This is a genomic window from Streptomyces sp. NPDC007346, assembly GCF_040703535.1.
Classification (GTDB): Bacteria; Actinomycetota; Actinomycetes; order Streptomycetales; family Streptomycetaceae; genus Streptomyces.
The window spans coordinates 1-15,649 of sequence record NZ_JBEYKR010000161.1; the positions used below are offsets into that span (position 1 = coordinate 1).

Genomic DNA, 15,649 nt, shown 5'->3' on the forward strand with positions numbered 1-15,649 from the left:
CCCGCAGCGCCTCGCTGCGGGAGAGCGCCTCGGCGACCCGGCGGGCGGCCTCGGCGGGGACCGCGTCCGGGGTGAGGACGAGGGCGAGGGTGCCGTCCGCCCGGCCCGCCCCGAGGTGGGCGCGGAGCACGGCGGGTTCGGCGGCGACGACCTCCCGTACGGCGTCGATCACCACGGGGTCCCGGAGCGGGTCGGTGCTGGTGCGGTTCTCGGCCAGGGCCAGGAGGGCCTGGCCGCTCAGCTCGAAGGCGACGGGCCCGGCGAGGTCCAGCACCACGGTGTCGGCCTTCTCGTGCGCGGCGGCCTGGAGGGCCTGGTGCAGCGGTACGGCGACGGGGCGGGCCTCGGGGTCCCAGCGGGCCAGCGAGTCGGTGGAGGTGAAGGCGGGCAGCGCGCGCCGGTTCCCCGCCTTGAGGGTGGGCACGGCCATGTCGCTGGTCTTCTCGCGGCGCAGCCCCTTCTCGTCCTCCTCCACCTCACCGAGGACGGCGACGACGGGGACCAGGAGCCGGGCCTCGCGGAGCGCCGCGAGGACCGGGCCGACGGCGCTGCCGTCCCGCGACCAGGCGTCGAGCGCGCTGGTCAGGGCGGGGGAGGCCGAGCCGTCGTCGTCGGAGAAACCGGAGTCGGGGATGTTCTTGAGCGCCACGGGACGAGGGTAGTGCCTGGGGGCGGGGCCCCGGCCGCCGGGTGGGACGGAGGCCGAAGGGGCGGGGAACCGAGGCCGAAGGGGCCAGGGGCGGAGCGGCGAGGAACCGAAGCCGAAGCGCGAGGGGCGGAGGGGCGAGGAGCCGAGGCCGAAGGCGCGGAGGCCGAGAGGGGAAGGGACGGAGGCCGGAGGGGCGGGCGGTGGAGGGTCAGCGGTGGCCGGGGGCGTTCCGGCCGCGCCACAGGACGACGGCCGCTGCCAGCAGGGCCGCGCCGAGGCCGCCCGCGAGGGGGGCCGCCCAGTTGACCGGGTCGTCGTCGGCGGGCGGCGGGGTCGGCCCAGGGCCGAAGAACTTCTTGCGGTGGCCCGCCGTGGCGGCCTGGGCGCTGAGGTCGCCGGGGCGCAGCCGGGCGCCCGCCTCGATGGCCTCCGCCGGGTCGACGATGCCGTAGCCCCGGGCGTCGTCGCGGCCCCCGGCGGGGGCGTCGCGGGCGGTGTCGGCGAGGAGCTTCTTGATCTGGGCCGGGTCCAGGCCCGGGTGGGCCGCGCGGACCAGGGCGACGGCGCCCGAGACGAACGCGGCGGCCGCCGACGTACCCCACTCGATGTAGTAGTGGCCGTCCGGGTTGGCGACGACGATGTCGACGCCGGGCGCGCTGACGGTGGCGTACCAGCGGCGGGTGGAGAAGGAGGCGTGCGTGCCGTACTCGTCCACGGCGGCGACCGCGATCACGCCGGGGTAGGCGGCCGGGTAGGAGATCCGGTCCCCCTTCTCGCCGCCGTTGCCCGCCGAGGCAACCACGGAGATGCCCTTGGACAGGGCGTACTGGATGGCGGAGTCCTCGCCCGGGTCGGGGTGGGCGGACTCGCTGTCGTCGCCCAGGGAGAGGTTGATGACGTCGGCGCCGTTGTCGGCGGCCCAGCGGATGCCCTGGGCGAGCGCGGTGCCACGGGTCTTGCGGGCCTTGGCGCGGGCCGGGTCCTTGGACTCCAGGATCACCCGGACGGGCAGGATCCTGGCCTCGGGCGCGACGCCGAGGATGCCGTCGGCGCGCCCCGGGCCGTTGCCGCGGCCGGCGATGATCCCGGCCATCGCGGTGCCGTGCAGCGCCCAGGAGGAGTCGCCTCGCACGGCGCCGAAACCGACGAGGTCCCTGCCGGGGAGCACCTGGCCCATGAGGTCGGGGTGGTCGCCGTCGACCCCGGTGTCCAGGACCGCGACGGTGATGCCCCGGCCCTGAGTGGTCTGCCAGGCGCGGTCGGTGTGCATCGCGGCCAGGGCCCACTGCTGGTCGCGGATGGCGTCCGCGTGGGCGGGGGCGGCGGGGGTGAGTGCGAGGACGGCGGCGGCGCAGACCGCGGCGAGGACGCGGTGGGGTCGTCGTCGGGTCATGCGGGCGGCTCCACGAGATCGGTGACGGTCCTGCGCAGCCCTCGCTCCACCCGGTCCGCGATGCCCTTCGCCTCGTGGCCGAGCCCGGCCTGGGCGACGTCCGTGGTGGCGCCCGCCTCCGTCGCCGCGTCGGCGGGCTGCGGCTCGGCGACGGTACGCGCGTCGGCGAAGCCGGAGACGGCGAAGACGACGGCCGGGACCTCGGTGAGCGGCCGGACGGTCCAACTGGCCCGCTGCCGGTCGCCGAAGCCGGCGGCGAGGGTGCCCTCGGGGGCGTACGTGCGCGGCATCAGGTCCTTGCGCGCGGCGAGCCGCTGCTCGGTGAACCGGGTGCTCAGGGCCTGCATCCCCGCCGCGTCGGCCTCGGTGACGACCACGCCGACCGTGGTGACGGAGGAGCGGGTCGCGTCGGTGTAGGTGGCCCGCACCATCCGCTCGCAGCCGACGGACCGGAGGGTGGTGCGCAGCAGCGGGTCCAGCCCCGTGGAACAGTCGCTGTCGGGGGCGACCGCGAGCCGGGTCCAGGTGCGGTTCGTACCGCCGGGGCCGGCGCCGGTGCCCTTGAGCGTGCGCGGGAAGAGCGTGTCGACGGGGACGCTGTGCCAGACGGTACGGCCGGTGGTGTACGGGGTCCGGGTGGGCTCGGCCGAGGAGTCGCCGGTCAGCCAGGCACCGGTGACCGCGCCGCCGATCAGTCCGAGTCCGAGGACCACGCAGGCGGCCGCCGTGGGTGCCCGCCACCGCTGCCGGGGCGGGACCGGGCGCAACCGGGTGGTGGTCTCGACGGGTGTCTCGGGGTAGCCGTAGCGGGCCGGTACGCGGTACGCGCCCGGGGGCGGCGGGACGGCTCCCGGCGCCGGGGTCAGGTCGACGGCACCGACGGGCCTGCGCCGGGTGGTGAAGGCCGCGGGCGGTGGTGAGCCGGGGCGCGTGGAGTACGGGGCGGTGGGGTGGGGGCCGCCTGTGGGTGTGGGTGTGGGTGTGACTGTGGGCGTGGGTGTGGCTGTGGGTGTGGAGGCTGCGGGTGTCGGCGGGGCGGTGGGGGCGGGCGGGGCCGTGGGGGTGGCTGCGCTCGGCGGGGCGAATGGGGCCCCTGAGGCCTGCTGGGCCGTCTGCGTAGATGAGGCCCCCGGGGCCTGCGGGGTTGTGTGGGCGGGTGAGGCCCCCGGAGACTGCACGGTCGGGCCGCCCGGGGCCCGCTGGGCTCCCGGAGTGCGGGGTGCCTGCGGCGGAGGCGGGGGCACCGGGGCGGGCGAGGCTCCTGGTGTCCGTGGGGCCGGTGGTGTCGTCGGGCGGGGCGGCACGGGAGCGCGCTGCGCTTCGGTACTCATCCGGCCCCCTGGTTCACGTCCCCGTACCGACCACGGATCACCGCCACCGTCAGGCGCGTTGGTGCTCGCGTGCCCGTCACTCTACGGGCTGCGGACGTACGCCGGGGAACGGGACGCCCGGCCTCGGCGGATCTGCCCCCGAACGTCCCCTACCCAGGGGTAGCCCTCTCTGGCAAGCTGCGGCCATGACCACCCGCACCGCTGACCGGACCCGGTACGACCGGGCCACCGCCCATCTCGACGCCCCGGTCGCGATCGTCGATCTGGACGCCTTCGATGCCAACGCCGACGATCTGGTGGCCCGCACGGGCGGGAAGCCGATCCGGGTCGCGAGCAAGTCCGTGCGGTGCCGGGCCCTGCTGGAGCGGGTGCTCGCGCGCCCGGGATTCGCCGGGATCATGTCGTTCACGCTGGCGGAGTCGCTCTGGCTCGCGCGGGCCGGTCATGACGACGTCCTGCTCGCCTACCCGTCGGCCGACCGGGGAGGCTTCGCGGAGCTGGCCGCCGATCCGAAGCTGGCCGCGGCCGTGACGGTCATGGTGGACGACCACTCCCAGCTGGAGCTGATCGACGCCTCCCGGGCCGGCGGGCGGGAGGAGATCCGGGTCTGCCTGGAGCTCGACACCTCGCTGCGACTGCTCGGCGGCCGGATCAGGTTCGGGGCGCGCCGCTCGCCCCTCAGCTCCCCCGCCCAACTCGCCGAGCTGGCCCGCTCGGTGGCCCGCAGGCCGGGCTTCCGGCTGGTGGGGCTGATGGCGTACGAGGGCCATGTCGCCGGGGTCGGCGACTCGTTGGCGGGGCGGCCGCTGCGGTCCCGGGCGATCCGGCTGATGCAGGACACCGCCCGCAGGGAGCTGGCGGCCCGGCGCGCCGAGGCGGTACGGGCGGTCCGCGCGGTCGCCCCGGACCTGGAGTTCGTGAACGGCGGCGGCACCGGCAGCGTCCAGCACACGGCGGCCGAGGCCGCGGTGACGGAGATCGCCGCGGGTTCGGGGCTGTACGTGCCCCGCCTCTTCGACAACTACAGCTCGTTCACCGCCCGCCCGGCGGCCCTGTTCGCGCAGCCCGTGGTGCGCCGGCCGGGCGTGGGCGTGGTGACGGTGCTCGGCGGCGGCTACCCGGCCTCCGGCGCGGCCGGGGCGGACCGCTCCCCGGTTCCGTACCTCCCGGAGGGGCTGCGCTACGACCGGCGGGAGGGCGCGGGCGAGGTCCAGACGCCGCTGCTGGGCTCCCCCGCCGACGATCTGCTGATCGGTGACAAGGTCTGGTTCCGGCACGCCAAGGCCGGTGAGCTGTGCGAGCGCTTCGCCACGCTCCAGCTGATCGAGGGCGACCGGGTCACGGCGAGCGTTCCGACGTACCGGGGCGAGGGGAAGACCTTCCTCTGACCCCGGGCGGGTACGCGACCCACCGGGTCAGGGGCCGATCGACGCGCCCACGCCCCCGCTCGTCCCGCTCTCCCCGATCGGCCGGATCGACCGGGTGATCGTGTCCATCAGCGAGAGCGGCAGCTCCGGCCGGTCCGCGTCGAAGGCGAGCCGGACGATCACCGGGGTCTCGCTGCCCACCGACGACGGGAAGACCACGGACTGCACCACCCCGCCGGGGCCCTTGCCGGTGACGACCCGCCAGCGCACCAGGTACCCGGCGCGCCCGGCGACGGTCGCCGCCTCCGCCTTGAGCACCTTGTGGGACACGATGCCACCGTGCGTCCTCCGGCCGAAGGTGTCCTCCCCGTAGGCCCGGTCGGCGGCGGTGGTGATGTCGGCCTCCGCGATGGCCTTGGGGTCGCTCTGGCCGGCTCGGGCGGTGCGGGTGGAGACGGTGCCCCGGTAGCAGAAGGACGCCGAGGAGTCGGGGCAGTCGTAGGAGACGGCGGTACGGATGGTGGGGACGCGGTCGGAGGCGCTCTCCGGCTTCTCCCAGCCGTCGGGCACCGCCAGCGTGATCCCGTTGAGCTGGTCCACGAGTACGGCGGGGTCGTCGTCCGGGTCGTCGTCGGGGTCATCGGCGGCGGGCGTGGCGGAGGCCGACGAGGTGGCGGGTGCGGTGGGGGCTGGGTCGGAGACGCTCGGCGCCGGCGCCCCTCGCGTACCGCTGTCGTCGCCGCCCGACAGGAGGACGGCGGCGGTGACGGCCGTGGCCAGCACCAGCACCCCCGAGAGCGCGACCGCCAGGACCTTCGTGCGGTTGCCGCCCCGGGGCGCCGGAGGCGGGGCCGGGGGCCCGAACGGCTGGGGCGCGTACGGCTGGTGCACCGGCTCGTACGGCACGGCCGCGGCGGCGAGCGGGCGGGTGTGCGCGGTCCAGGCCGTGCCGTCCCACCAGCGCTCGGTGCCGGGTGTCCCGGCGTCCGGATACCAGCCGGGCGGCGTCGCGAAGGTCATGGGGCCACTCTAGGCGGCCTTCACAGCGTGTTCGACGCGGTTAGCGGGCGCGGTCACCGTACGGAACCCGCCGCGCCCCGGCCGGTGCGGGAGAGCAGGTCCCGGGCGGGTCCGGTGGGGCGGTGGCCCGCCGGCCAGACGGCCCGCAGCTGGCGGCGCAGCCGTACGTTCGCGACCGGGATCTTGACCAGGCGACGGGACGACAGCTCCTCGCCGAGGGCCAGTTCGCTCAGGACGCAGGGCCCGGCGCCGCTCTCCGCCGCGCCCTTGGCGGCGGTCGTGGAGGAGAGCTCCAGCAGGGGCTGGGCGAGGCCGCCGTGGACGGCGAGGGCCGCGTCCAGGACCTGGCGGGTGCCGGAGCCGTGTTCGCGCAGGATCAGCGGGGTGGCGGCCAGTTCGTCCGGGAGCAGCGGGGTGCGGCGGCGGGCCCACGGGTGGGTGGGGGCGACCACGACGACGAGGCGGTCGTGGGCGATGACGGTGCCGTCCAGGCCCTCCGGTATCGACAGCCCCTCGACGAAGCCCAGGTCGGCCTCGCCGGTGAGCAGGCGGCGGGCGACGTCCGAGGAGTTGCCGACGAGCAGCGAGACGGCCGTGTCCGGGCGGTCGGCGCGCAGGGCGATCAGCCAGCCGGGCAGCAGGTACTCGGCGATCGTCATGCTGGCCGCGACCCGCAGCCGGGAGTCCCGCCGGTCACGCAGCGCCTGCGCCCCCGCGTCGAACGACTCGGCGGCCTCCACGACCCGGCGCGCCCAGTCGGTGACGAGCGCGCCCGCGTCGGTCAGCCGGGAGCCGCGCGGGGAGCGGTCGAGCAGGGCGACGCCGAGCCGGCGCTCCATGGAGCGGATGCGGCTGGAGGCGGCGGGCTGGGTGATGCCGACGTCCTTGGCGGCCCGTCCGAGGCTGCCGTGCCGGGCGACGGCGAGCAGCAGCTCCAGCGCTCCGAGGTCGGGGACCCGGTGGGAGAGGGGCACGTGGGGCGTTTGGCCGTCGCTGGACATAAAGCCAGCTTATGGCCTCATAGGGACGGGGTCCCTGGCGGGCGGAGCCGGGTGGGCAAAGAATCGTGGCATGGCCATCTTTCCGCAGACCCGGACCGCCCAGTCGCCTCCAGCCGCCGCCCCCCTCCCCCACCGGGACCCCCGGACGGGCACGTGGACGCGGACGGCCGAGCGGCGGTGGCCGTCCCTGCGGCACATCGGCCCCAACTGGTACGCGAGCGTCATGGGCACCGCGATCGTCGCGAGCGCCGGGGTGGCGCTCCCGGTGGACCTGCCCGGTCTGCGCGGGGCGTGCACGGTGGTGTGGGCGCTGTCGGCCGTCCTGCTCGCCGTCGTCCTCGCCGCTCGGGCCGGCCACTGGCTCCACCACCGCGACCAGGCCCGCGCCCATCTCCTGGATCCGGCCGTCGCCCCGTTCTACGGGTGCCTGTCCATGGCGCTGCTCGCGGTCGGCGGGGCCACGCTGACGGTGGGCCGGGACGTCGTGGGCGAGCGGGCCGCGCTGGCCGTGGACGTGGTGCTGTTCACCGTGGGGACGGCGATCGCTCTGGTGGCCGCCGTCGTGGTGCCGTACCTGATGGTCGTACGCCACCGCCCCGGCCCCGGGACCGCGTCGCCGGTCTGGCTGCTGCCGCTGGTGGCCCCGATGGTCTCGGCCTCGCAGGGCGCGCTGCTGGTGCCCCATGTGGCGGCCGGGCAGGGGCGCCAGGCGCTGCTGCTGGCCTGCTACGCGATGTTCGGGCTCTCCCTGCTGGCCACGCTGGTGGTGCTGCCGCTCGTCTTCGCCCGGCTCGTCCACCACGGGCCGCTGCCGCTCGCGCTGACCCCGACGCTCTTTCTGGTGCTGGGGCCGCTGGGCCAGTCGACGACCGCCGTCAACCAGCTGGCCGACGTGGCTCCGGGTGCCGTCGCGGCGCCCTACGCCTCGGCGTTCGGCGCGTTCGCCGTGCTGTACGGGGTGCCGGTGATGGGCTTCGCGCTGCTGTGGCTGGCGCTGGCCGGGGCGATGGTCATCAGGGCGACGCGTGACGGTATGGGTTTCGCGATGACGTGGTGGGCGTTCACGTTCCCCGTCGGTACGTGTGTGACGGGGGCGGCCGGACTGGCCCGGCACACCGGTCTGTCCGCCCTGACCTGGCTGGCCGTGGCGCTGTACGTGTTCCTGGTGGCGGCGTGGGCGGTGGCCGGGGCGCGGACCGTACGCGGGGTGGTCAGCGGAGCGCTGACGGCAGCTCCCGTGCCGCCCGCAGCAGCGACGGCCCGTACCAGGTGAGCAGGCGGCCGTCGACGAGGGCGGCGGGCAGGCCGGGGAAGGCCTCGGGCCCGTCGTCGGCGGTGAAGCGGTAGGGCTCGTCGGGCAGGACGACGAGGTCGGCCCCGGCTCCGTTCAGCTCGTCGAGCGGGATGCGCGGGTAGCGCTCGGCGTGGTCGGCGTACACGTTGCGCACGCCGAGGCGGGCGAGCAGGTCTCCGGCGAAGGTGTCGCGGCCGAGCACCATCCAGGGCCTGCGCCAGATCGGCACGATCGCGGGGCGCGGGCTCGCGGAAGGTGCGGGGAGCGCGGCCCAGGCGGCCTCGGCCTCGTCGAGCCAGCGGGGGCGGGCCAGGCCGCAGCCGGTGGCCAGGACCCGGTCCAGCTCGGTGAAGGCCTGGTCCAGGGTGCGGATCTCGGTGACGAGGACGTCGAGGCCGGCCTCCCGGAGCGCCGCGAGATCGGGGGCGCGGTTCTCCTCCTCGTTGGCGATCACCAGGTCGGGGGCGAGGGCGGTGACCGCGGCCACGTCCGGGTTCTTGGTGCCGCCGATCCGGGCGGCGGCCAGGCCGGCGGGGTGGGTGCACCAGTCGGTGACGCCGACCAGCAGCCCGGGGGCGGTGGCGGCGACGGCCTCGGTGAGGGAGGGGACCAGGGAGACGACGCGCATCGACGCTCCCGGCCCTCAGCGGCGGGAGTCGTACGTGGCGTCGATGTGCTCCGCGACCGCGACGAGCAGCAGCCGGGTGCCGGGCCGGGTGGTCCGCCAGCGGTGCCGTACGCCGCCGGAGAGGAACAGGGTGTCGCCGCGCTCCAGCCGGTACGCCCGGCCCTCGGCCTCCACCTCCGCGGCGCCCTCGACCACGTACATCACCTCGTCGTTGCGGTGCTGGAACTCGCGCCCGAGGTCCTGCTCGCCGGTGACCTCCAGGGCGCTGAGCTGGTGGCGGCCGTGCACCACCCGGCGTACGCCGTCGCTCTCCTCGCCCCGTACGACGTCGACCGAGCGCGCCGAGTCCGCGGCGGCCCGCAGCCGTGAGGTGGTGGTCTCCAGGGCCTCGGCGACCCGGTCCAGGGAGCGGGCGCTGGGGCGGGCGCGCTCGTTCTCGATCTGGCTGAGGAAGGGCACGGAGAGCCCGCTGCGCTGGGCGACCACGGCCAGCGTCAGGCCCAGGGTGCGGCGCCGACGGCGGACCGCGGCACCCACCCGCGGTGTGTCCTTGTCGTCCATGTCCCGGCTCCCTCCCGCCTCAGCCATCCTCCCGGCTGCCAGCACCTTACGCACATGGTTGCGGAATACGGCCGGTAACCGGCCCTCGGGCAGCCGGGAGGGGTGGGCCCCCGCCCGACGGCGGCGCCCACCCCTCACCTGCGCTTTTCCTGCTCCGGGGCCCCTACAGGGGCGCCAGGGCGTCCGTGATGCCCGGGTTGTCACCCATCCAGGCCTTCACGGCTTCCTCCTCGTGGCCCGCGCCGCGCTTCTGGATCTCGTTCTCCAGACCGCCCAGCTGCTCCTCGTTCAGCTCGAAGTCCTTGAACCACTTCGTCAGCCGCGGGTACTGCTGGGGGAACTCCTTGGAGGCGATGGTGTGCAGCCGGTCGCCGTCACCGAACGCCTTCTTGGGGTCCGCCAGCTTGGTCAGGCCGTACTCGTTGTACGCCCAGTGCGGGGTCCAGAGCAGGACGGCGATGGGCTCCTTCTTGGCGTACGCGCGCTTCAGCTCGGCCAGCATGGACGGCGTGGAGGAGTCCAGGACCTTGTACTCCTTGTCCAGACCGTAACTCGGCAGGACGTTCGTCTTCAGGTTCTCCATGGTGGCGGTGCCGGGCTCGATGCCGACGATCCGCCCCTTGAAGTCGGCGCCCTTGCCCTTGAGGTCGTCGAGGGTCTTGACATCCTTGACGTAGTCGGGGACCGCGACCTCGATGGAGGTGGGCCCGTACCAGGAGCCGAGGTTCGTCAGCTTGTCGCCGTACTTGTCCCAGTAGTTCTTCTGGGTGTACGGCAGCCAGCCGTCGAACTGCACGTCGATCTGGCCGCGCGACATCGCGGCGTACATCGGGCCGACCTCGAACTGCTTGAGGTTGATCTTGTAGCCGCGCTCCTCCAGGACCGCCTTCCACAGGTACGTGGCGGCGATGTCCTCCTCCCAGGGGAACCAGGCGACCTCCAGGGCACGGTCACGCTCGTCCTTGCCACCGGCGGCGGCCTGGGCGTCCTCGGGGGCGGGGGACCACTTGTCGGCGACGCCCGGGTTGGCCTTCAGCCAGGTGCGGACGGCCTCCTGCTCCTTGCCGGAGCCGGCCCTCTGGATCTCGGCCTCAAGGCTGGTGAGCTGCTTCTCGCTCATCTTGAAGTCCTTGAGCCACTTGCCCACCACCGGGTTCTCGGCGGAGAAGCCCTGGCGCGCCAGGGTGTGGACGCCGTCGCCCTCGCCCCAGAGGCCCTTGGGGTCCTCCAGCTTGGTGAGGTCGTACTCGTTGTACGCCCAGTGCGGCGACCAGAGCGGAACGACGATCGGTTCCTTCTTGGCGTACGCGCGCTTCAGCTCGGCCAGCATGGACGGCGTGGAGCCGTCGATGAGCTTGTACTCCTTGTCCAGGCCGTAGCCCGGCAGGAGCTTGTCCTTGAGCAGGCCCATCTCACCGGCGCTCGGCTCGATGCCGACGATCCGGCCCTTGAACTCGGAGGCCCGGCCCTTGAGGTCGTCCATCGACCGGACGTCCTTCATGTAGGCGGGGACGGCGAGCTCCAGCGAGGTCGGGGCGTACCAGGCGCCGAGGTCCTCCAGGCGGTCCTGGTACTTCTCCCAGTAGCTGGCGTGGGTGGTCGGGAGCCAGGCGTCGGTCTGGAAGTCGATCTGCCCGTTGGCCATGCCGGTGTAGAGCGAGCCGGCCTCGTACTGCTTGACGTCGGCCTCGTAGCCGCGCTGCTCCAGCATCTCCTTCCAGAGGAAGGTGGAGGCGATGCCCTCGTCCCACGGGATGTAGCCGATGGAGATCTTCTTGCCGTCACCGACCTTGGCGCTCGCGCCGGTCGCGGTGTTCTGGGTGGAGCCGCCGAAGATGCCCATGCCGCCCGCGACGAGCGCGAGGGCCACGATGCCGGCGACCGCGACGACGGGCTGGGGGCGGTAGGCCCAGATCTTCCAGCCCTCGGCCGACGCCTGGACCTTGGCGGCGGCGCGACGGGCCAGCGGGGAGACCTCGCGGCCGAGCGCGCCGGTCATCCGGTCCAGGTACATGGCGAGGATGACGATGGAGACGCCCGCCTCGAAGCCGAGACCGACGTCGATGTTGCCGATGGCGCGGTAGACGGAGCCGCCGAGGCCGCCGCCGCCGACCATGCCCGCGATGACGACCATGGACAGGCCCAGCATGATGACCTGGTTGATGCCGGCCATGATCGTGGGCAGCGCGAGCGGCAGCTGGATGCGCAGCAGGGTGTTGCGCGAGGTGGTGCCGAAGGCCTCGGCCGCCTCGACGAGTTCGCCGTCGACCTGGCGGATGCCGAGTTCGGTCATCCGGACGCCCGGGGGCAGCGCGAAGATGATGGTGGCGATGATGCCGGGGACCACGCCGACGCCGAAGAAGATGACGCCGGGGATCAGATAGACCATGGCGGGCATGGTCTGCATGAAGTCGAGAACCGGCCGGATCACCGCGCTGACGGACCTGGAGCGGGAGGCCCAGATGCCGAGCGGTACGGCGATGACCAGGGTGACCAGGGTGGCGACGAGCACCAAGGTGAGGGTGTCCATCGCTTCGGCCCACAGCTCGACGGAGTCGATGAGGGCGAACCCGGCGAAGGTCAGCAGCCCGGCCGGCAGGCCGCGCAGCCACCAGGCGATGATCGCGACGATGCCCGCGAAGAGGAGCGGGTGGGGGGCGGAGAGTACGGCGGCTATGCCGTCGAACATGCCGCCGACGACGGAGCTGATCGCGTCGAAGAGCCAGGCGAGGTGGGTCTGCAGCCAGTCGACCGCGGAGTCGACCCACTCGCCGAGAGGGAGCCTAAACACTGGCCACCTTCTTCACGGCATCGTTGTCGGACGAGGTCTTCCGGAGCGCCACGGAGTCCTTCGGTGTCTCGGTGGGCGTCATCGGGGCGCCCAGCACGGCGAGCAGCCGGGAGCCGGGGACGACACCGACGAGCTTGCCCTTGGCGTCGGTCACGGCCACCGCCTCCCCGCTCTGCGCGCAGGGGGTGAACAGCTCGATGATCGGCGTGGACTCCGAGACCGTGGCGGGGGCCGCCGCGATGACGTCCTGCGGGGTGCGCAGCTCCTTGCCGTCCTCGGTGGTGGAGCCCATGACGGTGTGCGGTTCGGCCATGATGGCGCCCGCGGTGAGCACCCGGGAGCGGTCGACGTCCTGGGTGAAGGAGGCGACGTAGTCGTTGGCCGGGGTGACGAGGATGTCCTCGGCGGTGCCGAGCTGGACGATCCTCCCGTCACGCATCACGGCGATCCGGTCGCCCAGGCGCATGGCCTCGTTGAGGTCGTGGGTGATGAAGACGATGGTCTTCTTCAGCCGCTTCTGGAGCTCCAGGAGCTGGTCCTGCATGTCACGGCGGATCAGCGGGTCGAGCGCGCTGAAGGACTCGTCCATGAGGAGCAGGTCGGCGTCGGTGGCCAGCGCGCGGGCGAGGCCGACACGCTGCTGCATACCGCCGGACAGCTCGTCGGGCCAGGAGTTCTCCCAGCCGGCGAGGCCGGTGAGCTCCAGCGCCTCGGTGGCCCGCCTGATCCGCTCGGAACGGGGTACACCCTGCACCTCGAGGCCGTACGCGGCGTTGTCCAGGACGCTCCGGTGAGGGAAGAGCGCGAAGTGCTGGAACACCATGCTGATCTTGGAGGAGCGCACATGGCGCAGCTCGCGAGGGCTCAGGGCGGTCAGGTCCTGGTCGTCGAAGAGCACGCGTCCGGCGGTGGGTTCGAGCAGCCCGTTGAGCATCCGCAGCAGCGTGGACTTGCCCGAGCCGGACAGTCCCATCACGACGAATATCTGACCCGGTTCCACTGTGAACGAGGCGTCGATCACCGCTGCGGTCGTTCCGTCGGCGCGCAGCTCGTCGCGGTCGGTGCCGCTCTCCAGCTTCCGCACGGCTTGATCGGGTCGTCTGCCGAACACTTTGTACAAGTTCTCGGCTTGCAGCCTTGACACATACACCTCACGCGTTGAACTGAAAACGGTCTGCCACCCCCTCCGGCAGACCGTGGAGCGGCGCGGATTCGGTCCGCATGGCACATGCACTAGTTGAAAATGCGACGTGGTCCGCTCCGGTGGCCCGCCTGCCCGCACTTACACGTGCCAAACACAAGAGTGATCCAAGTCACCATAGGGGCGTTTTTCAGTCACCCAGAGCCATCGACGGCGACTGTCGGTGGCGTGGGGCATGATCGGTTCCGTGACGCGACGCCTGATGCTCCTCGACACCGCCTCCCTCTACTTCCGCGCCTATTTCGGCGTCCCCGACTCGGTACGCGCACCGGACGGGACCCCGGTCAACGCCGCGCGCGGGCTCCTCGACTTCATCGCCCGCCTGGTCCAGGACCACCGGCCGGACGATCTGGTCGCCTGCTGGGACAACGACTGGCGCCCGCAGTGGCGCGTGGACCTGATCCCGACGTACAAGGCGCACCGGGTGGCCGTGGAGACGCCGGGGGGCCAGGCCGACGAGGAGGAGATCCCCGACACGCTGTCCCCCCAGGTCCCGATCATCGAGGACGTGCTGGACGCGCTCGGGATCGCCCGGGTCGGCGTCACGCCGTACGAGGCGGACGACGTGATCGGCACCCTCACCACCCGGGCGACCGGGCCCGTGGACATCGTCACCGGCGACCGCGACCTCTATCAGCTGGTCGACGACGCCCGGCAGGTGCGGGTGCTCCATCCGCTCAAGGGGGTCGGCACGCTCCAGACGACCGACGAGGCGTGGCTCCGCGAGAAGTACGGGGTGGACGGCGCGGGCTACGTGGACCTGGCCCTCCTGCGCGGCGACCCGAGCGACGGACTCCCGGGCGTGCCCGGCATCGGCGAGAAGACGGCGGCGAAGCTGCTGGACGCCTACGGGGACCTGGCCGGGATCATGGCGGCGGTGGACGACCCGGCGGCGAAGCTCACCCCCTCGCAGCGCAAGCGGCTGGACGAGGCCCGGGAGTACGTGTCCGTCGCGCCGAAGGTCGTGCGGGTGGCCCAGGACGTGCCGCTGCCCGACTTCGACCCGGCGCTGCCGCGCGAGCCGCGCGACCCGGCCGCCCTGGAAGCGCTTGCGGACCAGTGGGGGCTGGGCGGGGCGCTTCAGCGGCTCCTCACCACACTCCAGGGCTGAGGTGTTAGCTTAGGTATACCTAAGTCATAGGGGTCGGAGGTGTCCGGCCCCGTGCGCCGAAACGTACGCCGCCTCCGCCCGTCCACCGACGCGCGTGGCCGTACGTCGAACCCAGGGAGTACCTCGTGGCAGAGCGGCCGGCCCGGCAAGGACCCAAGGCCCAGGGGGCGCAGGTCGTGCGCACCGAGCAGATCACCCCGCACATGGTGCGCGTGGTCCTCGGCGGCGAGGGGCTCGCCGACTTCTCCCTCTCGGGCTTCACCGACCACTACATCAAGCTGTGTTTCGCGCCCGAGGGGGCCGACTACGCGCACCCGTTCGACATCCCCGCCATCCGCGAGAGCCACCCGCGCGAGCTGTGGCCCACCACGCGTACGTACACGATCCGCTCCTGGGACCCGATCGCCCGCGAGATGGCCGTCGACTTCGTCGTCCACGGCGACGAGGGTCTCGCGGGACCGTGGGCGCAGCGGGTCCAGGCCGGCGAGCAGGTCACCTTCCTCGGCCCCGGCGGCGGTTACGCGCCGCAGGCCTCGGCCGGCTGGCACCTCCTGGCCGGCGACGAGAGCGCCCTGCCGGCCATCGCCGCCTCGCTGGAGCAGATGCCCGCGGGCGCCCTGGTGCACGCCTTCGTCGAGGTGGCGGACGCCTCCGAGGAGCAGAAGATCGTGACGCCCGACGGGGTGGCCGTGACCTGGCTGCACCGCGGTGACCGGCCGGTCGGCGAGCTGCTGACGGCCGCGGTGAAGGGGCTGGACTTCCCCGAGGGCGAGGTCCAGGCGTTCGTGCACGGGGAGGCGGCCTTCGTGAAGGAGATCCGCCGCCATCTGCGCGTGGAGCGGCAGATCCCGCTCCAGCAGCTGTCGATCTCCGGGTACTGGCGCCTCGGCCAGAACGACGACGCCTGGCGTGCGGTCAAGCGCGAGTGGAACGAGCAGGTGGAGCGCGAGCAGGAGGGGTCGGAAGCGGCGGGCGCGTAGAAACCTCCCGCCGGGCCCCGCCCCGGGGCGTGCCCGGCGGATCAGGACCGGGCAGACCCCGGCTGCGTGGCGCGGTGCGACGCACGCCGCACCGCGTGGCGTGGTGCGACGCACGCCGCCGGAACACCCTCACCACCGGAGCGATCCACCCGTTTCGGCACCACCGCGAAGTGCCGAGCCACGCGCCGCGGACCCGGTCGGGATCCGGCGGACGGAACACCCAGGACCCCCCCCCCCCTGCGCGGGGGGCGGGGTGCATACGGCCGCGCGTATGGCGCCGCCCGGCACCCCCAACGAGACGGTAAGCTGGGGCGCGACGGCC

The 15,649-nt window shown here is 73.6% G+C and carries 13 protein-coding genes; 4 read left to right on the forward strand and 9 right to left on the reverse strand.

The features are described from left to right. The 3 genes from AB0917_RS29440 to AB0917_RS29450 form a co-directional block, all read right to left on the reverse strand. Window positions 1–649: SseB family protein (locus AB0917_RS29440; protein ID WP_366822711.1), on the reverse strand; the 649-nt coding region annotated here is incomplete at its 3' end. A gap of 208 nt (window positions 650–857) precedes the next feature. Continuing rightward, window positions 858–2,042 (reverse strand): type VII secretion-associated serine protease mycosin, encoded by a 1,185-nt coding sequence (gene mycP / locus AB0917_RS29445; RefSeq protein ID WP_366822712.1) that lies wholly within the window; start codon window positions 2,040–2,042, stop codon window positions 858–860. Then, window positions 2,039–2,908 carry a hypothetical protein gene (locus AB0917_RS29450; protein ID WP_366822722.1) on the reverse strand — a complete coding sequence of 290 codons (870 nt, stop codon included), beginning with the start codon at window positions 2,906–2,908 and terminating at the stop codon, window positions 2,039–2,041. Before AB0917_RS29450 ends, mycP begins: the two co-directional genes overlap by 4 nt. A gap of 650 nt (window positions 2,909–3,558) precedes the next feature. Between AB0917_RS29450 and AB0917_RS29455 the strand changes: the two genes are divergently transcribed. Beyond that, on the forward strand, window positions 3,559–4,761 hold the full coding sequence (locus AB0917_RS29455; RefSeq protein WP_366822713.1) for an amino acid deaminase/aldolase: 1,203 nt from the start codon (window positions 3,559–3,561) through the stop codon (window positions 4,759–4,761). A gap of 27 nt (window positions 4,762–4,788) precedes the next feature. Here AB0917_RS29455 and AB0917_RS29460 read toward each other — a convergent pair whose 3' ends face one another. Further along, on the reverse strand, window positions 4,789–5,760 hold the full coding sequence (locus tag AB0917_RS29460) for a DUF2510 domain-containing protein (protein WP_366822714.1): 972 nt from the start codon (window positions 5,758–5,760) through the stop codon (window positions 4,789–4,791). A 53-nt stretch (window positions 5,761–5,813) separates the two neighbouring features. After that, complete coding sequence (locus AB0917_RS29465; RefSeq protein WP_366822715.1) at window positions 5,814–6,761, reverse strand: LysR family transcriptional regulator; 948 nt, start codon at window positions 6,759–6,761, stop codon at window positions 5,814–5,816. Window positions 6,762–6,831: 70 nt separating this feature from the next. Here AB0917_RS29465 and AB0917_RS29470 point away from each other — a divergent pair, with 70 nt between their 5' ends. After that, entirely contained in the window at window positions 6,832–8,034 is a 1,203-nt protein-coding gene (locus tag AB0917_RS29470; protein WP_366822716.1) for a TDT family transporter, read from the forward strand. Here AB0917_RS29470 and AB0917_RS29475 read toward each other — a convergent pair. From AB0917_RS29475 to AB0917_RS29490, 4 genes are all read right to left on the reverse strand, one after another. Next, entirely contained in the window at window positions 7,973–8,683 is a 711-nt protein-coding gene (locus tag AB0917_RS29475; RefSeq protein ID WP_366822717.1) for a helical backbone metal receptor, read from the reverse strand. The two genes, AB0917_RS29470 and AB0917_RS29475, sit on opposite strands and share 62 nt — an antisense overlap. 15 nt (window positions 8,684–8,698) lie before the next feature. Continuing rightward, window positions 8,699–9,244: an XRE family transcriptional regulator gene (locus AB0917_RS29480; protein WP_366822718.1), complete on the reverse strand. Its 546-nt coding sequence runs from the start codon at window positions 9,242–9,244 to the stop codon at window positions 8,699–8,701. A gap of 163 nt (window positions 9,245–9,407) precedes the next feature. Next, complete coding sequence (locus AB0917_RS29485; protein WP_366822719.1) at window positions 9,408–12,035, reverse strand: ABC transporter permease/substrate binding protein; 2,628 nt, start codon at window positions 12,033–12,035, stop codon at window positions 9,408–9,410. Continuing rightward, the gene (locus AB0917_RS29490) at window positions 12,028–13,119 is read right to left on the reverse strand and encodes a betaine/proline/choline family ABC transporter ATP-binding protein (RefSeq protein ID WP_366822720.1); all 1,092 of its coding nucleotides are present in this window, start codon (window positions 13,117–13,119) and stop codon (window positions 12,028–12,030) included. Before AB0917_RS29490 ends, AB0917_RS29485 begins: the two co-directional genes overlap by 8 nt. Window positions 13,120–13,438: 319 nt before the next feature. On the opposite strand from AB0917_RS29490, the gene AB0917_RS29495 reads away from it, so the two are divergent. Both AB0917_RS29495 and AB0917_RS29500 read left to right on the forward strand, forming a co-directional pair. Next, window positions 13,439–14,347: a 5'-3' exonuclease gene (locus AB0917_RS29495; protein ID WP_366822724.1), complete on the forward strand. Its 909-nt coding sequence runs from the start codon at window positions 13,439–13,441 to the stop codon at window positions 14,345–14,347. A 125-nt stretch (window positions 14,348–14,472) separates the two neighbouring features. Further along, entirely contained in the window at window positions 14,473–15,327 is an 855-nt protein-coding gene (locus tag AB0917_RS29500) for a siderophore-interacting protein (RefSeq protein ID WP_366822721.1), read from the forward strand. Window positions 15,328–15,649 lie beyond the last annotated feature (322 nt).

Excerpts from the sequence above, each read along its gene's own strand:
- mycP (WP_366822712.1), bottom strand. The coding sequence starts at position 2,042 with ATGACCCGACGACGACCCCACCGCGTCCTCGCCGCGGTCTGCGCCGCC.
- AB0917_RS29455 (WP_366822713.1), top strand. The coding sequence starts at position 3,559 with ATGACCACCCGCACCGCTGACCGGACCCGGTACGACCGGGCCACCGCC.
- AB0917_RS29460 (WP_366822714.1), bottom strand. The coding sequence starts at position 5,760 with ATGACCTTCGCGACGCCGCCCGGCTGGTATCCGGACGCCGGGACACCC.
- AB0917_RS29465 (WP_366822715.1), bottom strand. The coding sequence starts at position 6,761 with ATGTCCAGCGACGGCCAAACGCCCCACGTGCCCCTCTCCCACCGGGTC.
- AB0917_RS29470 (WP_366822716.1), top strand. The coding sequence starts at position 6,832 with ATGGCCATCTTTCCGCAGACCCGGACCGCCCAGTCGCCTCCAGCCGCC.
- AB0917_RS29475 (WP_366822717.1), bottom strand. The coding sequence starts at position 8,683 with ATGCGCGTCGTCTCCCTGGTCCCCTCCCTCACCGAGGCCGTCGCCGCC.
- AB0917_RS29480 (WP_366822718.1), bottom strand. The coding sequence starts at position 9,244 with ATGGACGACAAGGACACACCGCGGGTGGGTGCCGCGGTCCGCCGTCGG.
- AB0917_RS29495 (WP_366822724.1), top strand. The coding sequence starts at position 13,439 with ATGCTCCTCGACACCGCCTCCCTCTACTTCCGCGCCTATTTCGGCGTC.